The sequence below is a fragment of the Pseudomonas sp. P5_152 genome, assembly GCF_033989915.1.
Classification (GTDB): Bacteria; Pseudomonadota; Gammaproteobacteria; order Pseudomonadales; family Pseudomonadaceae; genus Aquipseudomonas.
On the sequence record NZ_JASFAH010000002.1, the window covers coordinates 3,609,948 to 3,633,303 of the forward strand.

Consider the following 23,356-nt stretch of genomic DNA (forward strand, 5'->3'; position numbering starts at 1 on the left):
TACGATTTAACGCGTAGATCGATGCTTTCGCGCTGGAGTCGCAAGGCATATTCACGGATGATATGGCCTTTCAAGCGCCGGCGTGGTCGAGCGTTCTTCATATTTTTTGAGTATTTTCACAGTGGCTGGCCTTGTGGCCGTCACCTGGATGGGATGATGACTGTTCTGCGCTTTCCTCTAATTTTGTTGCTCGCTGGCGTTCTTGGCCTGGCGGGTTGCAGCGTTCACCAGCCGGTGTCGCTGTATCAGCTGGACAGCGGCACCCCGGCACAGCCTGCGCAAAGCTCAGGCATGGCGGTGTTGCTGGGTCCGGTGTTGATTGCCGATTACCTGCAGCGTGAAACCCTGTTGCAGCGTCAACCGGACGGCAGCCTGCAAGCGTCGACCGACGGTCGTTGGGCGGGCAGCCTGTCTTCGGACATCAATCAGTTGCTGCTGCGTCAGGTCGCGGGTCAGCTGGACAGCCAGCGCGTGGTCCTGGCACCGGCGACCCTGGGGTTCACTCCGGACGTGCAGGTATTGCTGTCGATTACCCGCCTGGACTCCGGCGAATCGCAACCGGCGGTGCTCGATGCCCAGTGGCGCTTGATCGACCGTCGCGGCCAGGTCCGCGATAACCGCATCATTCACCTGCAGGAGCAACATGCCGGCGGCACCGCTGCACAGGTCCAAGCCCAGGGGGTGCTGTTGCAGCGCCTGGCCGAGCAGTTGTCGGTCGCCCTGAAGCCGCTGGCCAACCAGCCACCTGTTGCCGAGGCTCCACGCAAGCCTGCTGCGGCAAAACCCACGGCTCCTGCCGAGCGTGAGAAACAGCCGAAGATTCCGATGGCCGCGCCTATTCGCACGGACATGGAAGTGTTCCGCTTCTAAGCTGCACGTCGCCCCCACAAAACCCGCCCCGTGCGGGTTTTGTTGTTTCTGCCGACCCCGAAACTGCTGCTTGTAGGAGCGAGCTTGCTCGCGATGGACGTTAACGATGACGTGCATTGTCTGAATCAGCGCGTTGTTCTTGGGTTCTTCGCGAGCAAGCTCGCTGCTACCTGGTCCAATGGAGCTGCCCCCCCCCTTGGCAACTGCGGGACGCAATAAAAAGCCCGCAGGCGATTACTCGGCTGCGGGCTTGGGTGGGGCGCGATCGGACTTAGGCGCGGGTCTCGTGCATGCGCGCCAGCTGTCGTTCCAGCATCGAAGGGTAGGGCTCCATCAGGCGCTCGACGCAGCAGGCGCCTTCAGGGCTGGCGATCGGGCGGATGCGGGCGCGCTGGCGGATCAAGGCGTCGTCGCTGATCTTGCGCTCCACCAGCAGCAGGTTACGGCTGTGCTGGGAGAGGGCGAGAGCGTCCTGGGCGGTTTCGGTCAACAGCAGGTCGATCTGGCTCAGGCCGAAGAGTTCTTCGCCCAGGGTCAGGCCCAGTTGCAATTGCAGGGTGATGCCGCTGTCGGCGACTTCGATCTGCAACTGATGGCCGAGGGCGCGCAACAGCTCACCGCAGCAGATGGCGTTGGTCAGGTAGTCTTCGCCGCTGTCCTGGGTGTGGAACAGCATCAGGGTGCTGCCGTCGTTGAGCGTGTGCAGCTCGCTCTCGTACAGCGACGCAGCCTGGTCCAGGCAGTCGCGGTAGCGGTCCAGCAACTCGGTCAGGCGTGCCCGCGGCAGGCGCCGCAGCTGCTCCTGGGCGCCCAGTTGCACGGCGAGCACGGCGCTGAACTGCGGCTGGCTGGAGGCGACGACCTTGGGCTGTGGCTTGACGACTACCGCGCTGGTGGCGCTGTCGCGAACATCGGCGAACGGGTCTTCATCGTCGTCCGTTTCGTCTTCTTCGGCGCTGATCACGTGCCGGGGCGCCGCTTTCAGGCTGGCCACCGGGGCGCTTTCATCGAAGCTCGGGTCCCGCAAGTTGCGCACTTCGAACGCTGGCTCGTCGTCCTCGACATCGTCCAGTTCATCGATTTCCGGCTCGTCAACCACCACCGGCGCTACCGGCTCAGGGGCAAAGCTGGCGTGCAACTGGCGGGCCAGGTCGCCGATCTCGTCCTGGCGCTGGGTGGCCGGGGTGTGTTCGTCGATGTCACGCAGCCACACCCGCAATTGCAGGAGTGGCGTGGAGATGTTGCGCCCCAGGCGCAGGCTCAGGGCCAGGGCCAGGGCCAGCAGGATGGCGCTGAGAATGCCCATGCTCTGCAGGCTGATGGTCATCGGCTGTTCGAACTGCTGCATGTCCAGGCTGATGCGCAATTGCCCGGCCGACACGTCCTGGAAGGTGATCTTGCTCTCGTACATGCCCTGGGTTTCGCCCAGCAGGCCCTGCTTGGGACGTTGCCCCGCCTCGGCCAGGATCCGGTTGTCCACGCTATAAATAGCGGCGTGGGCCACCAAGGGATTCTTGGTCAGGTTGTTCAGCAGCACGTTGAGGCTGAGGATGTCGTTGGACACCAGCAGCTCGGTGGCCGAGGTTGCCGTCTGGGTGGTCAGGCTCTGACCCAGGGCATCGGCCTGTTCGTGCATTGCCTGTTTGAACTGCAGACCCATCACGCAGGCGTAGATCACCAGGGCCAATGCGACCAGGATCACGTTATGGCTGGCAATGCGCAATGCAATCGGTACACGGCGGTGGCGCAGTGCACGGAAGATCAGCAGGAAGAAGTTATCGGGTTTGACTGGCGTGGGCCGGTTCACTGAGCTCGGCTCTTTTGTCCGTGGAGTTGACGCGCAGTATAGCGATAGCCCCCAGACCGGCAAAGCGCTCGCTGTGCCCGATGGTCACTGAATGTGGGTAGAATGCGGTTTTTTTCCACTTGCGGGGGTGCGCCTTGCGCGAAATCGTCCTGATAAACATCACGGGAGTCGACCGTCCGGGTCTGACTGCGGCCATTACCGGTGTTCTGGCCCAGGGTGGTGTGAACATTCTCGACATCGGCCAGGCGGTGATCCACGACACCCTGTCGTTCGGCATCCTGGTTGAAATTCCCGACACCGAGCAAGGCAAGTCGGTGCTCAAGGACATCCTGTTCACGGCTTACAAGCTTGATCAGCAGGTGCGGTTCACCCCGGTTTCCGAAGAGGACTACCAGCAATGGGTCGGCAACCAGGGTAAAAAACGCCATATCGTGACCCTGCTGACGCGCAAAGTGACAGCCGAGCAATTGCAGAGCGTGAGCTCGATCACCGCGAAGTACGGCCTGAACATCGACCATATCGACCGCCTGTCCGGGCGCATGCCGCTGGACACTCCGGCCGACAAGGGCAAGGGCTGCATCGAGTTTTCGGTACGCGGCGAGGCGGCTGATCCGCAAGCGCTGCGGGCCGAGTTCCTCAGCGTGGCCCAGGAGTTGAACGTCGATATCGCGTTCCAGGAAGACTCGCTGTTTCGCCGCAACCGTCGCCTGGCGGTGTTCGACATGGACTCGACGCTGATCGAGGCCGAGGTCATCGACGAACTGGCCAAGGCGGCCGGCGTCGGTGAGCAGGTGTCTGAAATCACCGAGCGGGCCATGGCTGGCGAGCTGGATTTCCGTGCCAGCTTCAAGGAACGCCTGGCCTTGCTCAAGGGCCTGGACGTCGGTGTACTGGATTCCATCGGCGCCTCGCTGCGCTTGACCGAAGGCGCCGAAACCCTGTTCGCCGAGCTCAAGCGTCTGGGTTACAAGACGGCGATCCTGTCGGGTGGCTTCACCTACTTTGCCAAGCAGCTGCAAGCCAAGCTGGGCATCGACTACGTGTTTGCCAATGAGCTGGAAGTGGTCGACGGCAAAGTCACCGGGGTGGCAGTCGAGCCGATTGTCGACGCCCAGCGCAAGGCGGATCTGCTGCGCGAACTGGCGCACAAGGAAGGATTGCGTCTGGAACAGACCATTGCGGTCGGTGACGGGGCCAACGATCTACCGATGCTGGCGATTGCCGGGTTGGGTGTGGCGTTCCGCGCCAAGCCGCTGGTCAAACAGTCGGCCAAACAGGCGATTTCCACCCTCGGGCTGGATGGAGTCCTGTATCTGCTGGGGTTCCGCGACCGCGACGGTCAACTCTGATACACCACCTATAAATGTGGGAGCGGGCTTGCCCGCGAAGAGGCCGGTACATTCAACATCTATGTTGATTGTGCCGACGCTTTCGCGGGCAAGCCCGCTCCCACAAGGTACAGCGTGGACTTTAGGCTTTTGGTGAGCCCAGACCCTGGCCCATCACCACTGGCGAACCCGCTGCCAGTTCTTCAGCCCACTGGATCTGGTCCGGACCAAACAAGACGATAGCCGTCGAACCCAGCTTGAAGCGACCCAGCTCCGCACCTTTTTCCAGGTGAATCGGTGCGCGGGCGGCTTCGTCGTAGCGGAAGGTCTTCAGTTCGCGCTTGGGTGGCGTGACGAGCCCGGCCCAGACGGTCTCGATCGAGGCAACGATCATCGCACCCACCAGGACCACGGCCATCGGGCCACGCTCGGTGTCGAAAATGCAGGCCACACGTTCGTTGCGGGCAAACAGTTCCGGTACGTTTTCGGCGGTGGTCTGGTTGACCGAGAAGATCCGCCCCGGGATGTAGACCATTTCGCGCAGGGTGCCGGCCAGCGGCATGTGCACGCGGTGGTAATCCTTGGGCGACAGGTAGATGGTGGCGAAGTCGCCGCCCATGAACGGCGCGGCATTCGCGGTGTCGCCACCCAGCAGTTCCAGCACGCTGAAGCTGTGGCCCTTGGCCTGGAACACACGGCCGTGCTCGATCGGGCCGAGTTGGCTGACCGCACCGTCGGCCGGGCTGAGGATCGCGCCCGGGGTCTGGTCCAGTGGCCGAGCACCGTCTTTCAAGGCGCGGGTGAAGAACGCGTTGAAGTGCTCGTAGGCGGTCAGGTCTTCGACCAGCGCCTGGGACATGTCTACCTGGTAGCGCTTGGCGAACCAGGCGGTGAAGGCATTCTTGAACCAGCGCACGCGGCATTCGGCAATGCAGCCGGCCAGACGCGAGAGCAGGTGGTGGGGCAGCAGGTACTGGCTGAGGATAAACAAACGCTTTTTCATTAACTGTCCTTAAAAACCTTAAATCTCAACGGGCGTATCGGGATGGTTGCCCCATTCGCCCCATGAACCGGCATAGCCTTTGACCCGCGGATAACCGAGTGCCTTGGCCACCAGATAGGTGAAGCCAGAGCGGTGGTGGGTCTGGCAGTGGGTAATCACTTCTTTGTCAGGGGTAATGCCAAGCTGCTCGAGGATCTGTGGCATGTCGCTGCGGATGCGCAACTGACGCGCCTGATCCATGCCCGCGGTCCACTCGAAGTTGATCGCCCCGGGAATATGCCCGCCCTTGGCCGCCAGGACTTTCTCCCCGGAATACTCCAGCGGGCCGCGTGCATCCCAGATCGCCAGGTCGGCGGCGCCGAGGCGGCTTTGCAGGTACTCGCGGGTGGCCGTGGGGCCCTCGTGCAAGGTCAGCCCGACTGGGCCGCCGACCGCCGCCGGAACCTCGCCAGACAGCGGCAAGTCTTCGGCCTGCCAGGCCAGCAACCCACCGTCGAGGTAGTGATAGCGGTGGTGACCGATGACATCCAGCAGCCAGATGAAGCGCCCGGCCCAACCGCCGCCTTCGTCGTCGTACACCACGTAGACCGCATCGGGGTTATGCCCCAGCTCGCCGAACAGGGCTTCGAGTGCCGCCTGTGACGGCATCAGGCCCGGTGCTGGCGGCTGGCCCAGTTGGGTGCGCTTGGGGTCGACGAAGCGTGCGCCGGGGATATGCCCTTGCGCATAGCGGGCGCTGCTGGTCAGGTCCACCAGGATCAGTTCGCGGGCGTCGAGGCGGGCGCGCAGGTCGCCCGGCTCGATCACCAACGGCAAGCCAGAGAAGTCAGGCATGTGAGGTCTCCAGAGCACAAAGGGAGACGATTGTAGCGCAAGCACTAACAGAGGGCTTGTGATCAATGAGGGAGGGGGGCGAGCAGGCTCGCCCCCCAGGGGTCATCCCAGGTTCGGCACCTTGGCGATCACCGGCAGGCCCAGGTAGCGGCGCACGTCCGAGTCGGACTTGAGGCTGTCGTCGAAGAACTCGATCACGAAGGCCAGGCCGATCCCGCCCAGCAAGCCACCGACCAGCACGCCAATCAACACCATCCACAGTTTCGGGCTGACCGGCTTGGTATTAACGGTTGCCCAGCTCACTACCGAGACGTTGCCGATCTGCGAGCTGGCCTGTTCGTTGAGGAAGCGGGTCTCCTCGAGTTTCTCCAGGTACAGCTTGCGGCTGTCGCGCAGTACCCCGAGTTTCTGCTCCAGTTCCTTGAACTGGGCTTCGACGTTGTTGATTTCGTTGAGCCGGGTGACATCCGCCGCCTCCTGCTCCTTGAGGGTGGCCAGGCCCTGGCGATAACCGGCCATGGCCGCCTCGCTTTTCATCAGGTCATCGCGCACGCGGGCGTTGAGCGGGTTGATCCCGCGCCGCGAGTTGGTGTCGCGCTGGCCGCGTTGTTCGGCGATCCCGCGTTCGACCACGGTGATTTGTTCACGCAGTGAGCTGACCTTCGGATCGCTCGGCGACAGCCGTGCGATGGTGTCGGCCTCCTGGCGCTTGAGGTCAGTCAGTTGCTTGTTCATCTCGCTCAGGGCGTAGCTGTTGGAGCCTTGCTGGCCGTCGAGTTCGGTCACCTGGGGCAAGCCGCTCAACTGACTGCGAAGAACACCGATCTGCTTGTCGGTCTGCTCGACCATCAATGAGGTGGTATCGATGTTCTTGCGCGCGTCCTTGAGCTTTTCGATCTGCATGCTGCGCTGTAGGTCGACATCCATGATCTGCCGGTCATTGCGGAAGTGTTCCAGGGTGCCTTCGATGCCCTTGATCTGGCCGTCGAGCTCTTCCAGTTGGGTAGAGATAAAGCCGGTCTGCTCGCGCTGGTAAACCCTGACCCGTTCGGTGAGGTAGTGCTTGACCAGCTCGTTGACCCCCAATGCGGCGGCCTGCGGCGATTTGCTCTTGAGCGTGACCTCGATGATGTTGGAGCTCTTGACCGGTTCTGCACTCAGGTCATTCTGCAAGCGCGAGATGGCTTTGCTGCGCAGGTCACGGTTGCCTGATTGCGGGAAGAAGAAGCTCTCGAGACCGGCGTAGGCCTGGGTAGCCATCTGCAGCCAGCCCTTGGGCGAGTACCAGGGATGGTTGATGTCGATGCCGGGAAACAGCACTTGCGGCGTCAGCTTGTCCACCACTTGTTCGGACAGGCCTTCGCTGGTGATGATCTCGGCTTCGGAGTGCAGTTGTTCTTCGCGCACCACCGACATCATCGGCGTGCGGAACTGGCTGCTGCTCAGCACCGGCATGTAGATGTCTTCCTGGCCCAGGCGCACCAGGAGGCGGGCGGTGGCGTCGTAGGTTGCCGGGTACACCTTGAGCCCGACAAAACCACCGATCAACACCGCCAGGAAGAAGCAGATCGCGACATAACGCCGCTTGAAGAGAATATTAAGAACGTCGCGGATACTCATGTTCATCCCCTCTTATTGGGCGTATTGGCGATACACGGCGGCGGCGGGCCGCTCGGTACCGTCCGCACGAATCAGGCCGAAATTCCCCAGGCCATCGGGGGACTCGTAGTCCTCCAGTGAAAACCAGTAGACCCGCTCGACATCGGCCGGCAGGTCGCCACGCAAGCCCTTGCCGAAGCTTTTGCCGCTCAGATGCTGGTTGATGTAGTCCAGGGTGGCCTTGGTCTTGGCGCTCTGCTGGGCTTCGGTCACGCCCAGGGGCGGCGCGGCGACCACATAGCCCAGCTCAGTGATCCAGATCGGCTTGCTCGACTGGCGCAGGTGCATGAACAGTTGCAGGTTGAAGAGTTTGCCCAGGTAGGTGTTGTCTTCCTTGCTGCCGACAAACCCCATCTTGGCCAGGCTGCTTTCGTCGGCGTCCATGTCCTGGGGGGCGTTGATGCCGCTGGCGTCCTTGTTGAACAGGTACGGGTGCACCGCCAGGATGTCGAAGTACTCGCCGTAGGAGGGGTCGATATCCCAGAGCATCCACAGGTAGGTGATGTCATTGCGCGAGATACCGGCGTGTACCAGTTTGATGCTCGGCCGTTGTTCCGCCACCGCGTGACTCACGGCTTTCATCATCTTGACGAAGTCCTTGGGCTTGGGCGACGGCCCCCAGAATTGCGGGGTGTTGGGTTCGTTCCAGATCTGCCAGTAGGTGATGCCGGCCTTGGTGGTGGGGCCGTAGCGTTCGATACAGGCTTTGATGAAGGCGGCAAAGTTGTCGTAGTAGTCGCTCGAAGGCGCCAGCTCGTAGGTGCCGCTGGATTTGAAGGCGAGCATTGGCAGGGCCCAGTTCGGCGCGTAGTGGACGATCGGCAACAGCTCGATATCCTGCTCGGCGGCGGCCTTGACCAGGTTGTCCATCGGGGTCCAGTCGTAGACGCCTTTCTGGCCTTCCACCAGGCGCCACTCCCAGTCGATACGCACCTGCTTGACGCCCAGCGAACGGGCCAGGGCAAAGCGTGCGACCAGCTCTTCGTAGCCGCCACCGCCCCACTTGGCGTTGATCCCGTATTTCATCTCGGCCTGCGCCACGGGCACCAGCAAACAGGCGAGCAACCCCAGCAGCAGGCTGCTCCAGAGCCTCACGCGTGGATTAGAAGGTGCCATCCGAACTGTCCCCGCTGTTGTAGTTGCGGTTGACCGAGAAGCCGAAGTTGATGCCTTTGAACAGCAGCAGGTCGGTGATGTATTGCGTCACCCACAGGTTGGCGTTGGCAATTGGCGAGCGCGGGACATAGATCACGTCGTAGGGTTGCAAAGCCACGGCCATGTCGTTCTTGCCCAGCTCGATGGCCTGGTCGCTCAGGTCCAGGTGGTAGCTCTTGGGCTCGCCATTTTCCTGCTTGCGGATCAGCACCACGGATTCCGGGTGCGCGGTGTAACGCAGGCCTCCGGCACGGTAGATCGCCTGCATCACCGTGATGCCACCTTCCATGGGGATGACCTGGGGCTTGGCCACTTCGCCACCGATGTACGCGCGAAAGCCCTTGAAGGACTTGACCATCACCGACACGCTCGAATCACTGAGCTTGCCCGTGTAGGCCTTGCTGATGGCCGCGCTCAGTTCGTCGGGCGTCAACCCGGCGGCCTTGATGTCCGAGACCCGCTGCATACTGATGAAGCCATCGGGCCGCACCGGGATCGCCTCGTCGTAGTCCTTGGCGGTGTAGAACTTGATGTCCAGGTCATCGCCGGGACGGATCAGGTATTTTCCGCCGGGCACCACCCCATCCTTGCCTAGCAGCGGCAAAGTCTGCGACCCAGCCATCTGTTCGGTCTTGATCGTTGTACAACCACTCAGCAGGCCCCCCATCAGTACAGCGGTTAGCAGAAACTTCGCGCTCGCCCCACACCAGTCCATGATCGCCATGTCCGTTCTTATCCCCAGGTGAAATTCATGTTTTTCTTGGCCACGGTTACAACCAGCGATACAACCACTCCGGAATAAAGTTGAGGGTACGATTGAGCACCACGCCCAGAATGTTGCCGCCGCTGTCCTCGAGGCGGTCGCATACGTACTTGGCGGCATGGCGTCGGCTCTTGTTGGCCTGTGCGACCAGCACAATCGAATTCATGTGGCGAGCGGCAACGATCGACACGGGGGCGAACGTCGGCGACGGCATGTCCCAGAGCACCAGGTCAAAGTGCTCGCGCAGGCGCTCGGCCAGTTTCGCCGGCGATTCACCGCCGTGGCCCAGCAGCTTCAGGCAACTGTTGACCGACAGGCTGATGCGTACCACCGAATGGTTCGGCACCCGCAGGCGCTTGAGGTCGCCGGCGAGCATTTCGGTGTCGTCGACATTGGCGCTGACTTCGATCACCAGCACGCTGCCGAAGGCGGCCGCCAGGTGGCTGGCGGCCTGCTGCGCGACAAAGGTGGTGCCGACCTTGCGCGCCACACCGATGAACATCAGTTGCGTGAGTGCCTCGTCAGTGGCATCGCGCAGGACCCTGGCCATGATTTCCTGCATCGGAAACCTCAGTCTTGCCTCGTCTACACCCGCAGAGGGCACGATGGGATGACTGATTGCATTCATGATTGATTCTTCCTTAGTTGCTTATGCAATGGCTCGGGTGATTCGTTTGCCAATCTCGATGACCGGCTTTTCCAGCAACACATGCACGGCATACCCCACCCCAATCGTAGTCAGGCCCGCCAGGATCACCACCCCGACCGCGCCGAAGGGGGGCACGCTGACCACCTTGAACAACCGGCCAAAACTGGCGAGCACGAACGGGTGTGTCAGGTAGATCGCGTAGGAGGCATCGCCGATCTGCACCATCCAGTCCCGGCGCGTGGGCACGTGGCCTTTGGTGCGGCTTTGCCATTCCAGGGTCAGCCCGGCCAACATGAAGGCGCCATAGGACAGGCCAAAGCTCAGGACTCGGATTGGTTGTTCGCGGTTGAGTTGTCCCGAGTCGGCGAAGATCGACGCCAGCAATAGCAGGACGCAGCCCGCCACGAAGGGCGGCCAGAAGCCCCAGGCCCGGGCCCGCTGATAGATCTTGAAGACCCCGACCCCGATGGTGAATTGGATGATGAACAGCGAAAACAGGTGGTAGTCCCAGAAGTCGATCCCACCGTGGACCCGCAGTGCCCATTTGGCCAGGGCCAGCACCGAGAGGGTCAGCATCACCCACGGCAAGGCGTTGATTGTGCTGAAACGCATGACCAGGAAGACGATGGTGTAGAACACGATTTCATGTTCCAGCGTCCAGCCCACGAACAGGATCGGCAGGCCGGCTTGCGGCAGCATCAGCATCGACTTCAGCGCGCTGACCCAGTCGTGGCTGCCCGAGCCCATGGTCATGCTCGGGCTGTACAGCCACATCAGCACCACCAGTCCGGTAAACAGCACGTACAGCGGCACGATGCGAAAGACCCGGCTCAGGACCCAGCGCTTGGGCTGGAACGCACTGCCTGCCGAGACGTAGGTCATGATGAAACCGCTGATCACGAAGAACAGGTCGGGGGCCGAATACCCCACGCGCATGGCGTAGGTGCTGTGAAAGTCGGCCATCACCGGCAGCTTGCGGCCGATGTCTTCGACGTGCACCACCAACACCATCAGCACCGCCAGCCCACGCAGGCGCTGGACGCTGAGCAGCTCACCCTTGGCCACGGCCCAGGGCGCGATCGCCTTGCTATAGAACCCGGCAAACTGGCGCAATACGGTCATACCCGCGCACTCCCGTAGATCAGTCCCAGGGGGGGATGGGCCGGTAAGTTGTGGGTGCACTGCTCATACAACGCGCGCAAGGCGCGGATGTGACCGTCGCGGCTGTGGTTGGCCTTGACCCACTCACGAGCGGCCCGCCCGAGCACCGCCAGGCGTTCGGGTTCATCCAGGGCGCGCTGCAGGCCGGCGGCCAGGCCCTTGACGCTGACATCGGTGACCAGCAAGCCGGTGTGGCCATCGCGCACGTAGTCGGCAATGCCGCCGACCGCGAACGCTAGTACCGGCGTCTCGAAGGCCATCGCTTCAATCCCCACCAAGGGACCGGGGTCGTCCCACACCGAAGGCAATACGAACAGGTCGGCGCCCCGGTAGTGCCCGGCCAGTTCTTCGGAGGCCAGCCAGTCGATGAAGGTAATGCGCGAGGTCAGTTGCAGTTTTTCCGCCAGCCCACGGGCCGAAGCCAGGCGCGGGCCGCTGCTGATGGCGACCAGGCGCCAGTCACCCTGGATCTCGGCCAGGGCCTTGACCAACACCTCCAGGCCCTTGCCCTTGACGGCCTGGCCGGCAAACAGCAACTGCAGGGGACGTCCTTGCAGGGCAGGTTTGCCAACGGCCTGCGGCTGCTGGGCCTGTTGGTCGAACCGGCTGAAGTAAGGCACCACATGGATCCGCTGCTCGCTGAAGCCATTGATCCGCAGCACCCGGCCCATATGCTGGCTGCCAACCACGGCCCCGCGAAAGCGCTGGTACATCCCGCGTTCGTTGAGTTTGCCCGCCAAGTCCATCAGTCGCGGCACACGGCCACCGGCTTTCGGCGGACCGATCAGGCAACCATTCAAGGCGCAGGACCAGTCCAGAGGGCGCTGGCAACGATCTCCCGGAAAACGTCGACGGCCGCGGCGCAGGCACATCGACGTGTAGTCATGGAACGAGCGCATCAGCGCCAGGCCGCTGTCGGTCAATGCCGCCAGCAGGTCGCTGTCGCTGCACAGGTGCACGTGCACCAGGTCCGGCTCCCAGGCCTGGATGCGCTCCAGGGCCTGGCCGGGCGAATCGGCATCCCCCAGGCCGAGCAATTGCACCCCGGTGCAATCCAGGTGCGCCGGGACCTGTTGCCCCTGGTGCGCCACCAGGGTCCGGTCGCCCTGGGCGTTCAGTGCCCGGGCCAGGTCCAGCACGTAGTTGGGCAGGCCACCGATGCCCAGTTCCTCGACCAGCAGCATGATCTTCATCCAGCAACCTCTTGAGTCTTGACGCCGGTCAGCCCCAGGGCGCGGGCGGTACTGTCGGTCAGCCCCAGGCTCAGCAGCAGCACCAGGGTGAAGTGCATGTTTTGCAGCAGCAGCATGTCGACCATGGCAAACACGCAGTACGCGGTCAGGGTGCCCACCGCGGCCAGGGTGAAGGTGTCGCCGGGGTCGCCAACGCTGCGCTTCCAGCGCCGGATCAATTGCCGGAAGACCATGACAATGAAGGCCAGGTAGCTGAGCAGCCCCAGGGCGCCGGTGTCGGCGAGCAGCTCCAGGTAGGTGTTGTGGGCATGCGTCGACTGGTAGCCGAGTTCGACGTTGAGGGTTACGCCGCGGGCGTAGAACTCATCGCGGAAATTGCCCAGTCCGACCCCGATCAACGGGTTGTCGAACCACACGTCACGCACCACGCCCCAGATGGTCAGGCGGTCAATCACCGCATCCGGGCGGCCCGGCACCAGGCCGCTGAGGGTGCCGTCCCAACTGGGCCACAGACCCAGGCCGATGGGGGCGATCACGGCCACCGCGATCAACCCCAGCACCAGGAATTTCCACAGCTGCGGGCGCAGCATCAGGCAGATCGCCAACAGGCACGCCAGGCCCCCAAGCAGCCCGCCTCGGGATTGGGCGGCTATCATCCCGGCGATGCTGATGACGATCCCCAGGCCCGCCAGGACCCTCAGGCCACCGCTGCGCGAGTTCAGCAGATGCGCCAGGGAGATGCTGAGCAGCATCACCAGGTACATGGCCAGGCCCTGCGCCCCACCAAAGGAACTGCCCGCCCGGCCGGAGATATCGAAGGTGTGGTGGATCGCCGGTTCGTCACCGCTGGGGCCAGGCACCGGGATGCCCAGCATGCCGGTGAGCGTGTGACCGTGGGTGGCATACTCCACCAGGCCATCGATGGCAAAGAAGACCGGAGTGCAGATCAGGGTGATCGCGGCGAAACGCCAGAAGTCCTGATCCGGGCGAAATACCATCAACAGCGCTGGCAACAGTACGAACCATTCGACGACCCGCAATGACTGCTTGATGCTGGCGCCGGGGGCGATGGAGCCCAGTTGTGCGAGGAACACCGCGATCAGGAAGGGCGTGATGGCGAGGATCAGGAACGGTACGCGCATCCGCCCCAGGTGCGGCGCTTGCGGGCGTTGCAGCATGAACAGCCAGAGCAGCGCCCAGAGCACGACAAGCGCATCGGCGGCGTTCAGTGGAATGCCACCGACGGTCTTCTGGATCGGGATGGCCAGGCTGATCACAAAACCCAGGAATAACCATTGCGGCCGGCGGGCCAGCAGCAGGACGCCGCCGAAGGCCAACGACAAGGCCATGCCCGCCAGGGGCATGTAGACCGTGGTGAACGCCACCACCAACCCCAGAACCCCGGCCAGCACCACGCCCCGGCGCTGAGTCCGGTCATCGAGGGGCTCGTAGGGTGAGGGCTCAAACGCCATGGTCAACCACCTCGATGCGCAGGGGGTTGATCGACATCACCCGGGCATTGGCCCGCAGCAATGCCCGGGCTTCCTCGCGCCGCGCCGGCTGCAGGACGGCGGCCAGCAGGGTCTTGGCACTGGCGGCCAGCATCACCAGGTCGGTCAGCAGTTTGAGCAGCAGCACTTCGGCCAGGCTGCGGTGCTTGCGGTACAGTCGATAGCGGCTGCGGCGCAGCTCATAGCGCATGCGCAGCGCGGTTTCACTCGGCGCCTGGCGGCGCTGGCCAGCGGGTGCGCGTCCGGAGGAACTACCGCCGTGGTGCAGAATCCGCGCGTCGGGCACCAGCAGCAACTCCCAGCCGGCATTGCGGGCCCGCACGCACCAGTCGACGTCTTCGTCGTACATGAAGAAACCTTCGTCAAACAGCCCGACGCTGTGCAGCAGCTCGCCGCGGATCAGCATGCAGGCGCCATGCAGGCGCTCAAGGCTGATGGGGGCCGACTGGCCGTTGGCCGGGAACTGCGGGCCGGTCAGCATGCGCTTGACCATCTGCGTCAGGCTGGGGAAACGGCAGGGGAAATCCTGATCGGCGCCATCGCTGGCATTGACGACTCGGCCACTGACCGCGCCCACCTGCGGTTGCAGTTCGAGGACTTCGATCAGCCGGTCGAGGGTGCCGGCCTCGACCTGGGCATCACTGTTGAGCAGCAGCACGTAGTCGCTGCGCAAGCCGCGCAGGATCAGGTTATTGCCGCCGCCAAAACCCAGGTTGTTTGGCGAGGCGATCAGTTGAATGTCCGGGCACTGCTGGGCGATGACCGACACGCTGTCATCGCCCGAAGCGTTATCGACCACGGCAATGGCCAGCGTTGCCCGACTGGGCGGGAAACGCTTGAGCGATGCCACGCACTCGACCACCAATTGCGGTGTGCGGTAATTGACGATGGAAACCGTGAGCGTCTTCATCACGCATACCCCTGGAGCAATCGACTCTCATCATGCAGGCGGGCGCCGAGGGCTTGGCAATGCTGCCTGAGCGCCGTGGCAGTCAGGCCCGGGATGCCATAGGTGGCCCGGGCGGCGGCGATATCCAGGCGGAACCCGTCGAATTCGCGCAGGTTGGTCACCAGTAACTCACCGCTGCCAAAACCTTCGATTAACCACTGGGCAATACGCCCGGTGGGCGTGCCGATGCCTGAGCCAAGATTGAAGATGCCTGGCTGCGGGTCTTGGGCGATTCGTGCCAGCCAACTGGCGAGGACGTCCACGGGGAGGAAATCGCGTTCGACGAAGGGGCTCATGTCCAGCACGATGCGCTGCTGGCCAAGCAGGCTGCGCAAGGCGATGGCGAAGAAGTTGCGCCGGCTTTCCTCAAGTTCGTAGCCGAAGATATTGCTCATGCGCACGATGGTCAGGCGCTCGCCGAGCATCTGCGTGATCGCCCGTTCGGTGATCAGTTTGCCGATCCCGTAGGTCGCCACGGGCTGGGGTTCCTGGGATTCTTGCAAGGCCTGGTCATTGATCGCGGGGCCGTACACCAGGCGTGAACTGGCCATGATGTAGCGCACCTGCGGCAGCGGTTCGATGCGCCGGGCCAGGGCCAGTTCGAAGTCCAGGGCGTGTTCGTAGCCGTTGCGCAGGGCCGGGTTGTACGCCAGGTTCAGCACCTGGCTGACACCGTCGAGCCAGGTGTCGCTCGCGAGGGCTTCGCGGTGGCCGATAAAACCCCAGCCAGCCGTCTGCTCGCACTGGCGCAAGGCCTGGGCGATCAGGCTGGTATCCCCGACGACGACAATGCTCATGGCTGGTTCCAGAACATTGAATGCATGCTCATCCGCCGGCGCCATGCCAGCGGTACCCGTAGGTAACGCTCACCGAGCCAGTAGCCCAGGTACTTGCCCGCCGTGCGCAGCAGGATGGAAAAAACTGCCAGGGGCTGGCCGCGCTTGAGTGCAGCCTGGATCTCGACCTTGACGAACCGCAAGCCTTCGCCGGACGTCGACAGGCGCGCCTTGCTCAGTTCGCTGTCCATGGCAATCAGGGTGCCGATGTCGAAGTAGCGCTTGAATTCCTGGCTGATGCTGTAGTCGTGGCTGTGCACGGCCTGGGCCGCGGGTTCGTAGACCCGGGCATAACCCTTGCCGAGCAGGCGGATGGCTGCGGCCATGTCTTCGCCCAGGGGCAACTGTGTGGGGAATCCGCCGACGGCCTCCAGTGCGTCGCGACGATAGGCGGCAAAGGAGTTGGAGCAGAACACCGCCTTGATTCCGATACGCGCGATGTCTGCCTGGGTCGTGCGCTCATGGCGATCGGGGTAATTGAACTCGCGAGCAAAACGTTCGGTGTCGGTGGCCTCCCGGCGCGGTAGCTGCTGGCCGTAGACCAGGGCCACCTGTGGGTCGGCAAAGGGCTTGAGCAAGCGTTGCAGCCAATCATCGCCCTGGGGGCAGGCATCTTGAGTGAGGTACACCAGGAACTCGCTGCCGGCGCACAACTGCAGCGCCAGGTTGCGGGTCTTGCCGTGGCCGAACTCACTGCGCTGGATGGTCACCAGGCGATGCCCGGCGGTCTCGATCATCTGCGGCGTCAGGTCGGTGGACGAGGAGTCGATGAACACCACCTCCCGAGGCGCCTGTTTCAGGGCGGTGAGGGCCGGCAGCAGGGCCGTGAGGTGCTCCTGGGCATTGAGGGTCAGCACGATGATGCTGCTGCGCATTCCCAGATTGGCTTCCTCGTTCGGGCTGGCGACGGGCATCGATTCAAAATGCATTCTTGCCTCCCAACCCACCAAAGATGGTCTTGATCACGATCCACAAGTCCAGCTCTGGCGACCAGTTCTGGATGTACTGCACGTCAAAGATGAAGCGCTCGGTCAGTGACTCTTCAGTGAAGGTATTGCCCCGTGAGCCATTGACCTGGGCCCAGCCGGTAATGCCTGGGCGCACCTTGTAGCGCTCGACGAAATCCACCACCACGTTCTCGTAGGTGCGGTCGCCGGCCTTGACGCCCGGCGGGTGAGGGCGTGGACCGATCACCGACATATCCCCCAGCAGCACATTGATGAACTGCGGGAACTCATCGAGGCTGGTGCGTCGGATGAAGTTGCCGATCCGGGTTACGCGGGCATCCTGGCGCTGGTTCAGGCAGATTTCGCCGGGCGTAGGGTCGAACCGCATGCTGCGAAATTTGTAGATCTGGAACAGGCGGTTGCGCAGGCCGTAGCGACCTTGGGTGAACAGCGCCGGCCCAGGCGACTCCAGGCGGATCAGGGCGCCTAGTACCAGGCCAATGGGCAGGAACAGCAACAGCACGACCGCCGAGAAGCTGATGTCGAACACCCGCTTGATCAACCGTCCTTCGATAGGCAAGGGGTTCATGCCCAGCAGCAACATGTTGCCGGGTCCGCTGTGCGGGCGGCTGAGGAAGGGATGGCCGAGCACCGGCTCCTCGGGGGCGAGGTAGACATTGCCCATCTGCCCGCGCAGGCGGGTGGCCAGCGAGCTGACCCGGTCGCCTGCCTGGTTGGGCAGGGCGATGATCACCCCGTCGATGTCCGGTGGCAGTTGGTCCAGCTGCGCGGTTCCCCCGGCGAGCAGGGGGAACGGCAGGGTGGAGGTATCAATGCGCGAGCTGCGGTCGTCGATGAAACCGATCACCACGATTTCCGGTTCCCGGGCGGTCAGGTAGCGCGCAATCGCCACGCCTTGCTCGCCTGCGCCGACGATGACCAGGCGCAGCTTGCGGTCCCAGGAGCGGGTGTAGCGCGACACGTACTGACCGGCTACTTGCGCAAAAAGCACCAGCATGATGAACAGCGCGAGGTAGGACCAGGGAGCCAGCATCGGCATCTGGCCGATCTCCATGAACACCAGCACCAGCAGGGTCACCAGTGCGCCGTTGAGCACCGAGCTGACCCAGCGCAGGGCTTTGCGGTCCTGGCGCGAAAAGCCTTTGTAGACCCGCACGGGCATCACCGCCGAGGCACAGACCACCACGAAACCGACCGTCCAGGCATCGGCCCACCAGCGATCCGTGAGCCACCAGTAGTGGACGTTGAGCAGCACGGTCGCGAGCAATCCTCCCAGCACCCGGCCCAGCCGAGTCAGGAGGATTTCCAGGCCAGCCAAGGCCGGGGCATCAAAACGGCGGGCCCTTTTTTTAGCACGCGTACCCTGCACCTGTGCGTCCGGGGCAGCGCCCGGGAGCGTTTCGCTAACTGACATGGAATATCCTCGCCTCAACTGCGCAAGTGACAACAACTCTGAGTCAGGAACTAAGGCCTTTGGAGAGCCCGTTGGAGACTTCCTGTACCGGCAGCAGGCCGGCGACTTCGACCTCGACGGCAGCGGTCGCGGGCAACTCGCCAAACAACTCCGGGTAGCGCGCGAAGTTGTCGCGGTACCAGTCGACTAACATGCTGATGTCGTCGCTCAGGTTGTTTTTGGGCTTCCAGCCCATGTGCATGAGCTTGTCCCAGGACACTGAGTAACGCCCGTCGTTGAACGGCCGGTCGGGGATATAGGTAATGACTTCGCGCGAGGGTTTGTCGAAGGCCTTGCTGATAAGTTCGGCCACTTGCAGGTTGGTATATTCCTCGGTGGTGCCGATATTGTAGACCTCGCCGACTTCACCTTTTTCAGCCACGAACACCACCGCTTCGGCGAAGTCCTGTGCACTAAGGTAGTGCCGGCGATTGGTGCCATTACCATGCAGGGTCAGTTTGCGCCCGGTCAGCATGTGGCAGATAAAGCGCGGGATGATCTTTTCCGGAAACTGGCGGATGCCATAGAGGTTGTTGGCCCGGATGATCACGATGGGTTCGTGGTAGGACTGCAGGTAACCCTGCAGGATCATCTCGGCCGCGGCCTTGGAGGATGAGTAGGGGTTGGTGGGGCGCAAGACCTCGTTTTCACTGGCCGCGCCTTCCATGACCTGCCCGTAGACCTCGTCGGTGCTGACATGGACGATCTTCCTGACCTTCTCCTGGCGGCAGGCTTCCATCAACGCATGGGTGCCCAGCACATTGGTTCGGGTGAACTCCAGGGAGTTGCCGAAAGAGTTATCCACATGGCTTTCGGCTGCGGCATGGATCACCAGGTCAGCGTCCTTGACCACACGGCGGCACATATCCAGGTCGGCAACATCGCCGACCAGCAACTGGACGCGATTGGGAAACAAGTGATGGGAAATATTGCGAACATCGCCGGCGTAAGTCATCTTGTCGAAGACCACAACTTTGGCGTCAGAGAAATGCCGGCAAACTTCGTCGACAATATGCGAGCCCGCAAAGCCGGCGCCGCCAGTTACTACTATCTTGCGCATGACGTTAACTCCTTGGCCAAAAACCTGAGTCTGATAAAACGTCCAATCCATTCGCCGACCCCTACTGCGCGGATCAAGGGTCCATAAGTGTTTTTTGTTACAGATAGCTCCAACGACAACAGCGAACTTGTGGCGTTTTGATACTTAATAGCCATTAGGCGAAGTTTGACTTTAGTCACTCACCTGTATTTCACCAGTGCAGCGGTTAGTTTTTTTTGCCATTACTTGGAACATAATTGCTAGCATCAAAAGGCCAGCAACATTTGCGCCACAATAGAACTGGGCCAGCAGCTCAAGCGACAACCGGTCGTGCCAGATCAAGGCCAGTACCAGCAGCACTGTCAGGTTGGTGCCGTGGTAGAACAGGTTGCTCACCGGCGCCCGCAAGGCCAGGAGCCCGAGTTGTATCGGTGCGGCGGCTGCCACGGCCAGCAGGCCGAAGGCCAGGTACACCAGCGCCGGCCCGCCTTTGCTGAAGTCGGGGCCGTACAGCACGCCCAGTAACGGCTCCCCAGCCAGCCACGCCAGCAGCACGAACCCCAGGGCCGGCAGCAGGAATGGCAACGCCCGCAGCAGCATATAGCGGAGCAAACGTGCCGGGCCTGCCTCTTGATAGTGCGCAATGAAGCGTGGGCGGAAATGATTGGTCAGGGCGATCAGCAACGGATTGATCAGGTTGGTGACCGCGATGCACGCCGCATACAGGCCGGCCATCGCCTGGCCGCCCCCCAGCAGCGCTAGCCAGGGGTACAGCTGCACGCTGGCCACATGGCACAACCCGCCGGCCACCAGCCAGCCGCCATAGCCGAGGAAGGCACGCCATTGAGTCGCCAGTTGCCTGATCGGTGGCCAGAAGAATGACGCCTGGGCCTGCGGCAGGTTCAGCGCAAAGGACAGGGCGCAAACCCCGGCGATGGCAAAGAACACTGTTTCAGCGCTGAGCCATCCACCCCAGGCTAAGACCCCGAGGGCGAGCAACTGGCCGACGGCACTGGTCAGGTCGAGGATCAGGGCTTGCCTGGAGCGGTTGATCACGTAGAAATGCCGCCGCAGAAATTCGCGCATCACCAGGCCCATCACCGCCAGGGGCAGGGCAGGCCAGAGCTCGCTGGGCAATCCCGCCCCGAATTGGTGCAGCAGGGTCAAGACCAACGCCACCACCAGGCCGAGCCCGGCGCTGCCCCACAAGGCGCTGCTGAACAGGGCGTGCGGCTCCCCTTCGCCACTGGCGCGCAGATAGGTGTAGGGCGTCGCGATCAGCGTGTCGCCCAACGAGATGATCAGGAAGCAGAAGCTCAAGCCCAGGGCGTAGGCGCCCAGGGCTTCTTGCGAGACGCAGCGGCCCAGCACCAGGCCTGTGAGGAAGCTGGTCAGGCTCTGCGCCGCCTGGCCGCCGATCACCCAGAAAACGCCAAATCCACGACTACCCAGTCGTGCCCAAGAATGACTGCCAGACATAATTCCTGTCCTTGGAGTGGACTGTTGACGTATCACTCTCCGTCGTTGCTCGCGGGAGGGGCTGCGCAGGGTGATCAGTAGTGAGTAAGGATTAGTATCACTTCGCCAGATTGGCAAATCCGTCGACGGAAAAAGCGGATGAGCGAGGGATCAACGCGCGCTATAGGTATTGAGAGCCTTTTCGATGCACTGCGCGGTTTTGCCGAAGGCCTGGACGCTGATGTCGGCAAACGCGCCGCCACCCTGGTCGGCGACCAGCAGCATGATCACTTTGCCTTTGTTGGTCAGCGAGCGCAGCAGCAAGTGCTCGCCGTCGAACAGCGAGTGCAGGCTGTCCGGCAAGTGGGCGCAAAACTGTGCATGGTTGGCGGGTGTCAGGCGCAATTGCGCCGGTTGCGCCAGCAAGCGCTGCAGCACGCTGCTCTGGCCGACCGCCAGTTGCAGGGTGGCGCTGTCCTTGGGCAAGCCCCAGGTCTGGTGGACACGCAGGTTGCTCTGAGTGCGGTCGGCCATCAGCAGCATGACCCGGCGCATGCCGCAGGCCGCCAAGGCATCCCGGGCGCAGGTGGTCAGGTGCAGGGCGTTGCTGAAGGGGCTCGGCTCGGCCAGCAGTTGGGCACAGTGTTTGCGCCAGCGCTGCAGGTCCTCGGCCGAGGGCGCGGCGGGAGCCTGTTCGCCGCGGCCCTGGGCATCTTCCCAGGGCCACAGCAGCGCCTCGGCCGGGTGCCAGAGGTCGGGCTGGCCGTGGTTGCGCGCGCTTTGCGCGGCCTGTTGGTGCTGTTGCTGCTGCACCTCATCCATCGGCATTTGCAGGTAGAGGCTGGTCAGGTACTGCCAGCGCCGGGTGTGCGGGCCGACCCAGGATTGCTGGGCCGACAGCGCCAGGCCGTTGGCCAGCAGCACGCTGTTGGCGGGCTGGTTGAGCCAGCGGCGCAAGGTCGGATCGTCATCCAGGCGGTTTTGCTGGCGCAGTGGATGGTCGGCGTCACGGGCAATGTGCAGCACTTGCACCAGCTCGCGTTGCTCGGTGAGCAGCAGGCGATAGCCCTGGGCGACCCAGAAGGGCAAGCGCCAGAGCTCCACCAGCACCTGGCAGAGTTCCAGCAGGCGTACCCCGAACAGCTGTTTTTCGACCTTGTGCGCTGCCTCGCCCTGGTGGATCACCCGGCGCTCCCACTCCTGCAGCAACTGTGGGTGACTCAGGGCCAGCGGCCACAGGGGGGCCAGAAACAACAGGCTGCCCCAGTGGATGTCCTGCCACAGGCGCGCCAGGCGGCTGGCAAAAAAACCGTTGGCCTGTTGCGAGGCGTGCTGGCTGATCAGTTGCAGCTTGCGCAGTGCAGGCGGGATATCGCGCTCGGGCATGGCGGGCAGGCGTGCCAGGAGTTCGGCGGTGCGTTTGAGGCCCAGGCGAGTGAGCGCCACTTCCAGGTTTTCACAAGGCTCACTGAGGCTGCCGTGGGCGTGGCGATTGGCCTCGCGGATCACGCTCAGGGCCAGGGCTGGACTGCCCTGAATCAAGTCGGCGATATCGCGCAGGGAGCTGCGACTGCTGTTGATGGCTCTGCACACGCGGTCATGGCTGGCCTGCGGTACGGGCAAGACCACAGCGTCGAGACGCTGGACCCAGTCCTGCAGGGTGGAGGGGGTTGCCGGTGGGACGTTCGTTTCATTAACCATGGTCGGGCGCGATCATCGTTGACTTCAAACACGCCCGGGGCGGGGCAAATTGGCTTTTCGCCATAACTGGCTATAGTCTGGCGCAGTTTTGCCGATAAGTAGAAGAAGAGATTGTTTAACTTCCGAATATGACCTTGAACCCGACTTAAGTAAGTACCTTCTACCTATGGCTAAAATTATCGGCATCATCGTCGTATTCGCGAGCGTGCTCGGCGGATACGTGCTTTCCCATGGCAAGATTGCCGCCCTGATCCAGCCCTTCGAGGTGTTGATCATCGGCGGCGCAGCCCTGGGTGCATTCCTCCAGGCCAACCCCGGCTACATGACCATGCACGTGCTCAAGAAGTCCCTGAGCATGTTCAGCACACGCTTCACCCACGCCTTCTACCTGGAGGTGCTGGGCCTGATCTACGAGATCCTCAACAAGAGCCGCCGCGAAGGCATGATGGCGATTGAAGGGGATATCGAGGACGCCGCCGCCAGCCCGATTTTTGCCAAGTACCCGACGGTGCTCAAGGACGAGCGCATGACTGCGTTTATCTGCGACTACTTGCGCATCATGTCGTCCGGCAACATGGCGCCCCATGAGCTCGAAGGCCTGTTCGACATGGAGCTGTACAGTCTCAAGGAAGACCTGGAACACCCCTCCCATGCAGTCAACGGCATTGCCGATGCGATGCCCGGTTTTGGTATCGTCGCGGCGGTACTGGGGATCGTGGTCACCATGGCCTCGCTGGGTGAGGGCGACCAGAAGTCCATCGGCCTGCACGTCGGTGCGGCACTGGTGGGGACCTTCTTCGGTATTCTCGCCGCCTACGGTTTTTTTGGTCCGCTGGCCCATTCCCTGGCCCACGACGCCAAGGAAGAGCTGAACGTCTACGAGGCCATCAAGGCCTCGCTGGTGGCCTCGGCTTCCGGCATGCCGCCGTCGCTGGCGGTGGAATTCGGGCGCAAGGTGCTGTACCCGGCGCACCGTCCTAGCTTCGCCGAGCTGGAACAAGCAGTTCGCGGTCGCTGAG

At 62.8% G+C, this 23,356-nt stretch carries 20 protein-coding genes; 3 read left to right on the forward strand and 17 right to left on the reverse strand.

Going from position 1 to position 23,356, the window contains the following annotated elements; genetic code table 11:
- Window positions 1–156 precede the first annotated feature (156 nt).
- On the forward strand, window positions 157–870 hold the full coding sequence (locus QMK50_RS16315; RefSeq protein WP_095169606.1) for a membrane integrity-associated transporter subunit PqiC: 714 nt from the start codon (window positions 157–159) through the stop codon (window positions 868–870).
- 271 nt (window positions 871–1,141) lie between these two features.
- Here QMK50_RS16315 and QMK50_RS16320 read toward each other — a convergent pair whose 3' ends face one another.
- Entirely contained in the window at window positions 1,142–2,677 is a 1,536-nt protein-coding gene (locus tag QMK50_RS16320) for an AhpA/YtjB family protein (RefSeq protein WP_320333499.1), read from the reverse strand.
- 134 nt (window positions 2,678–2,811) lie between these two features.
- Between QMK50_RS16320 and serB the strand changes: the two genes are divergently transcribed.
- Window positions 2,812–4,026, forward strand: a complete 1,215-nt coding sequence (gene serB, locus QMK50_RS16325; protein WP_095169604.1) for a phosphoserine phosphatase SerB — start codon at window positions 2,812–2,814, stop codon at window positions 4,024–4,026.
- Between the two features lie 121 nt (window positions 4,027–4,147).
- Here the strand turns inward: serB and asd are convergent, their stop codons facing one another.
- The 16 genes from asd to QMK50_RS16405 form a co-directional block, all read right to left on the reverse strand.
- Complete coding sequence (gene asd / locus QMK50_RS16330; RefSeq protein ID WP_320333500.1) at window positions 4,148–5,008, reverse strand: archaetidylserine decarboxylase; 861 nt, start codon at window positions 5,006–5,008, stop codon at window positions 4,148–4,150.
- An 18-nt stretch (window positions 5,009–5,026) separates the two neighbouring features.
- Window positions 5,027–5,842, reverse strand: coding sequence for a thiosulfate sulfurtransferase (rhdA, locus tag QMK50_RS16335; RefSeq protein ID WP_095169602.1), 816 nt, complete (start codon window positions 5,840–5,842; stop codon window positions 5,027–5,029).
- Between the two features lie 102 nt (window positions 5,843–5,944).
- On the reverse strand, window positions 5,945–7,462 hold the full coding sequence (locus QMK50_RS16340; protein WP_159987314.1) for a GumC family protein: 1,518 nt from the start codon (window positions 7,460–7,462) through the stop codon (window positions 5,945–5,947).
- 12 nt (window positions 7,463–7,474) lie between these two features.
- Entirely contained in the window at window positions 7,475–8,617 is a 1,143-nt protein-coding gene (locus tag QMK50_RS16345) for a hypothetical protein (RefSeq protein WP_159993414.1), read from the reverse strand.
- The gene (locus tag QMK50_RS16350) at window positions 8,604–9,278 is read right to left on the reverse strand and encodes a polysaccharide biosynthesis/export family protein (protein WP_320333501.1); all 675 of its coding nucleotides are present in this window, start codon (window positions 9,276–9,278) and stop codon (window positions 8,604–8,606) included. The genes QMK50_RS16345 and QMK50_RS16350 overlap by 14 nt, the downstream gene beginning before the upstream one ends.
- A gap of 148 nt (window positions 9,279–9,426) precedes the next feature.
- Window positions 9,427–10,047: a CpsD/CapB family tyrosine-protein kinase gene (locus tag QMK50_RS16355; protein ID WP_143501236.1), complete on the reverse strand. Its 621-nt coding sequence runs from the start codon at window positions 10,045–10,047 to the stop codon at window positions 9,427–9,429.
- 21 nt (window positions 10,048–10,068) lie between these two features.
- Entirely contained in the window at window positions 10,069–11,190 is a 1,122-nt protein-coding gene (locus QMK50_RS16360) for an acyltransferase (protein WP_320333502.1), read from the reverse strand.
- On the reverse strand, window positions 11,187–12,422 hold the full coding sequence (locus QMK50_RS16365; RefSeq protein ID WP_320333503.1) for a glycosyltransferase family 4 protein: 1,236 nt from the start codon (window positions 12,420–12,422) through the stop codon (window positions 11,187–11,189). The genes QMK50_RS16360 and QMK50_RS16365 overlap by 4 nt, the downstream gene beginning before the upstream one ends.
- On the reverse strand, window positions 12,419–13,894 hold the full coding sequence (locus QMK50_RS16370) for an O-antigen ligase family protein (RefSeq protein ID WP_320333504.1): 1,476 nt from the start codon (window positions 13,892–13,894) through the stop codon (window positions 12,419–12,421). The genes QMK50_RS16365 and QMK50_RS16370 overlap by 4 nt, the downstream gene beginning before the upstream one ends.
- Window positions 13,884–14,843 (reverse strand): glycosyltransferase family 2 protein, encoded by a 960-nt coding sequence (locus QMK50_RS16375; RefSeq protein ID WP_159993426.1) that lies wholly within the window; start codon window positions 14,841–14,843, stop codon window positions 13,884–13,886. The genes QMK50_RS16370 and QMK50_RS16375 overlap by 11 nt, the downstream gene beginning before the upstream one ends.
- Entirely contained in the window at window positions 14,843–15,679 is an 837-nt protein-coding gene (locus tag QMK50_RS16380) for an NAD-dependent epimerase/dehydratase family protein (RefSeq protein ID WP_320333505.1), read from the reverse strand. Before QMK50_RS16380 ends, QMK50_RS16375 begins: the two co-directional genes overlap by 1 nt.
- Window positions 15,676–16,647 (reverse strand): glycosyltransferase family 2 protein, encoded by a 972-nt coding sequence (locus tag QMK50_RS16385; protein WP_320333506.1) that lies wholly within the window; start codon window positions 16,645–16,647, stop codon window positions 15,676–15,678. The genes QMK50_RS16380 and QMK50_RS16385 overlap by 4 nt, the downstream gene beginning before the upstream one ends.
- Window positions 16,637–18,100: an exopolysaccharide biosynthesis polyprenyl glycosylphosphotransferase gene (locus QMK50_RS16390; protein ID WP_095169591.1), complete on the reverse strand. Its 1,464-nt coding sequence runs from the start codon at window positions 18,098–18,100 to the stop codon at window positions 16,637–16,639. The genes QMK50_RS16385 and QMK50_RS16390 overlap by 11 nt, the downstream gene beginning before the upstream one ends.
- A 43-nt stretch (window positions 18,101–18,143) precedes the next feature.
- Window positions 18,144–19,199, reverse strand: a complete 1,056-nt coding sequence (locus QMK50_RS16395) for a GDP-mannose 4,6-dehydratase (protein ID WP_159993433.1) — start codon at window positions 19,197–19,199, stop codon at window positions 18,144–18,146.
- 171 nt (window positions 19,200–19,370) lie between these two features.
- A complete protein-coding gene (locus QMK50_RS16400; RefSeq protein WP_320333507.1) occupies window positions 19,371–20,657 on the reverse strand; it encodes a hypothetical protein in 1,287 nt (428 codons plus the stop codon).
- A 150-nt stretch (window positions 20,658–20,807) separates the two neighbouring features.
- Window positions 20,808–22,337, reverse strand: a complete 1,530-nt coding sequence (locus tag QMK50_RS16405) for an HDOD domain-containing protein (protein WP_320333508.1) — start codon at window positions 22,335–22,337, stop codon at window positions 20,808–20,810.
- Window positions 22,338–22,503: 166 nt separating this feature from the next.
- Here QMK50_RS16405 and motA point away from each other — a divergent pair, with 166 nt between their 5' ends.
- Complete coding sequence (motA, locus tag QMK50_RS16410) at window positions 22,504–23,355, forward strand: flagellar motor stator protein MotA (RefSeq protein WP_095169587.1); 852 nt, start codon at window positions 22,504–22,506, stop codon at window positions 23,353–23,355.
- Window position 23,356: the final 1 nt, after the last annotated feature.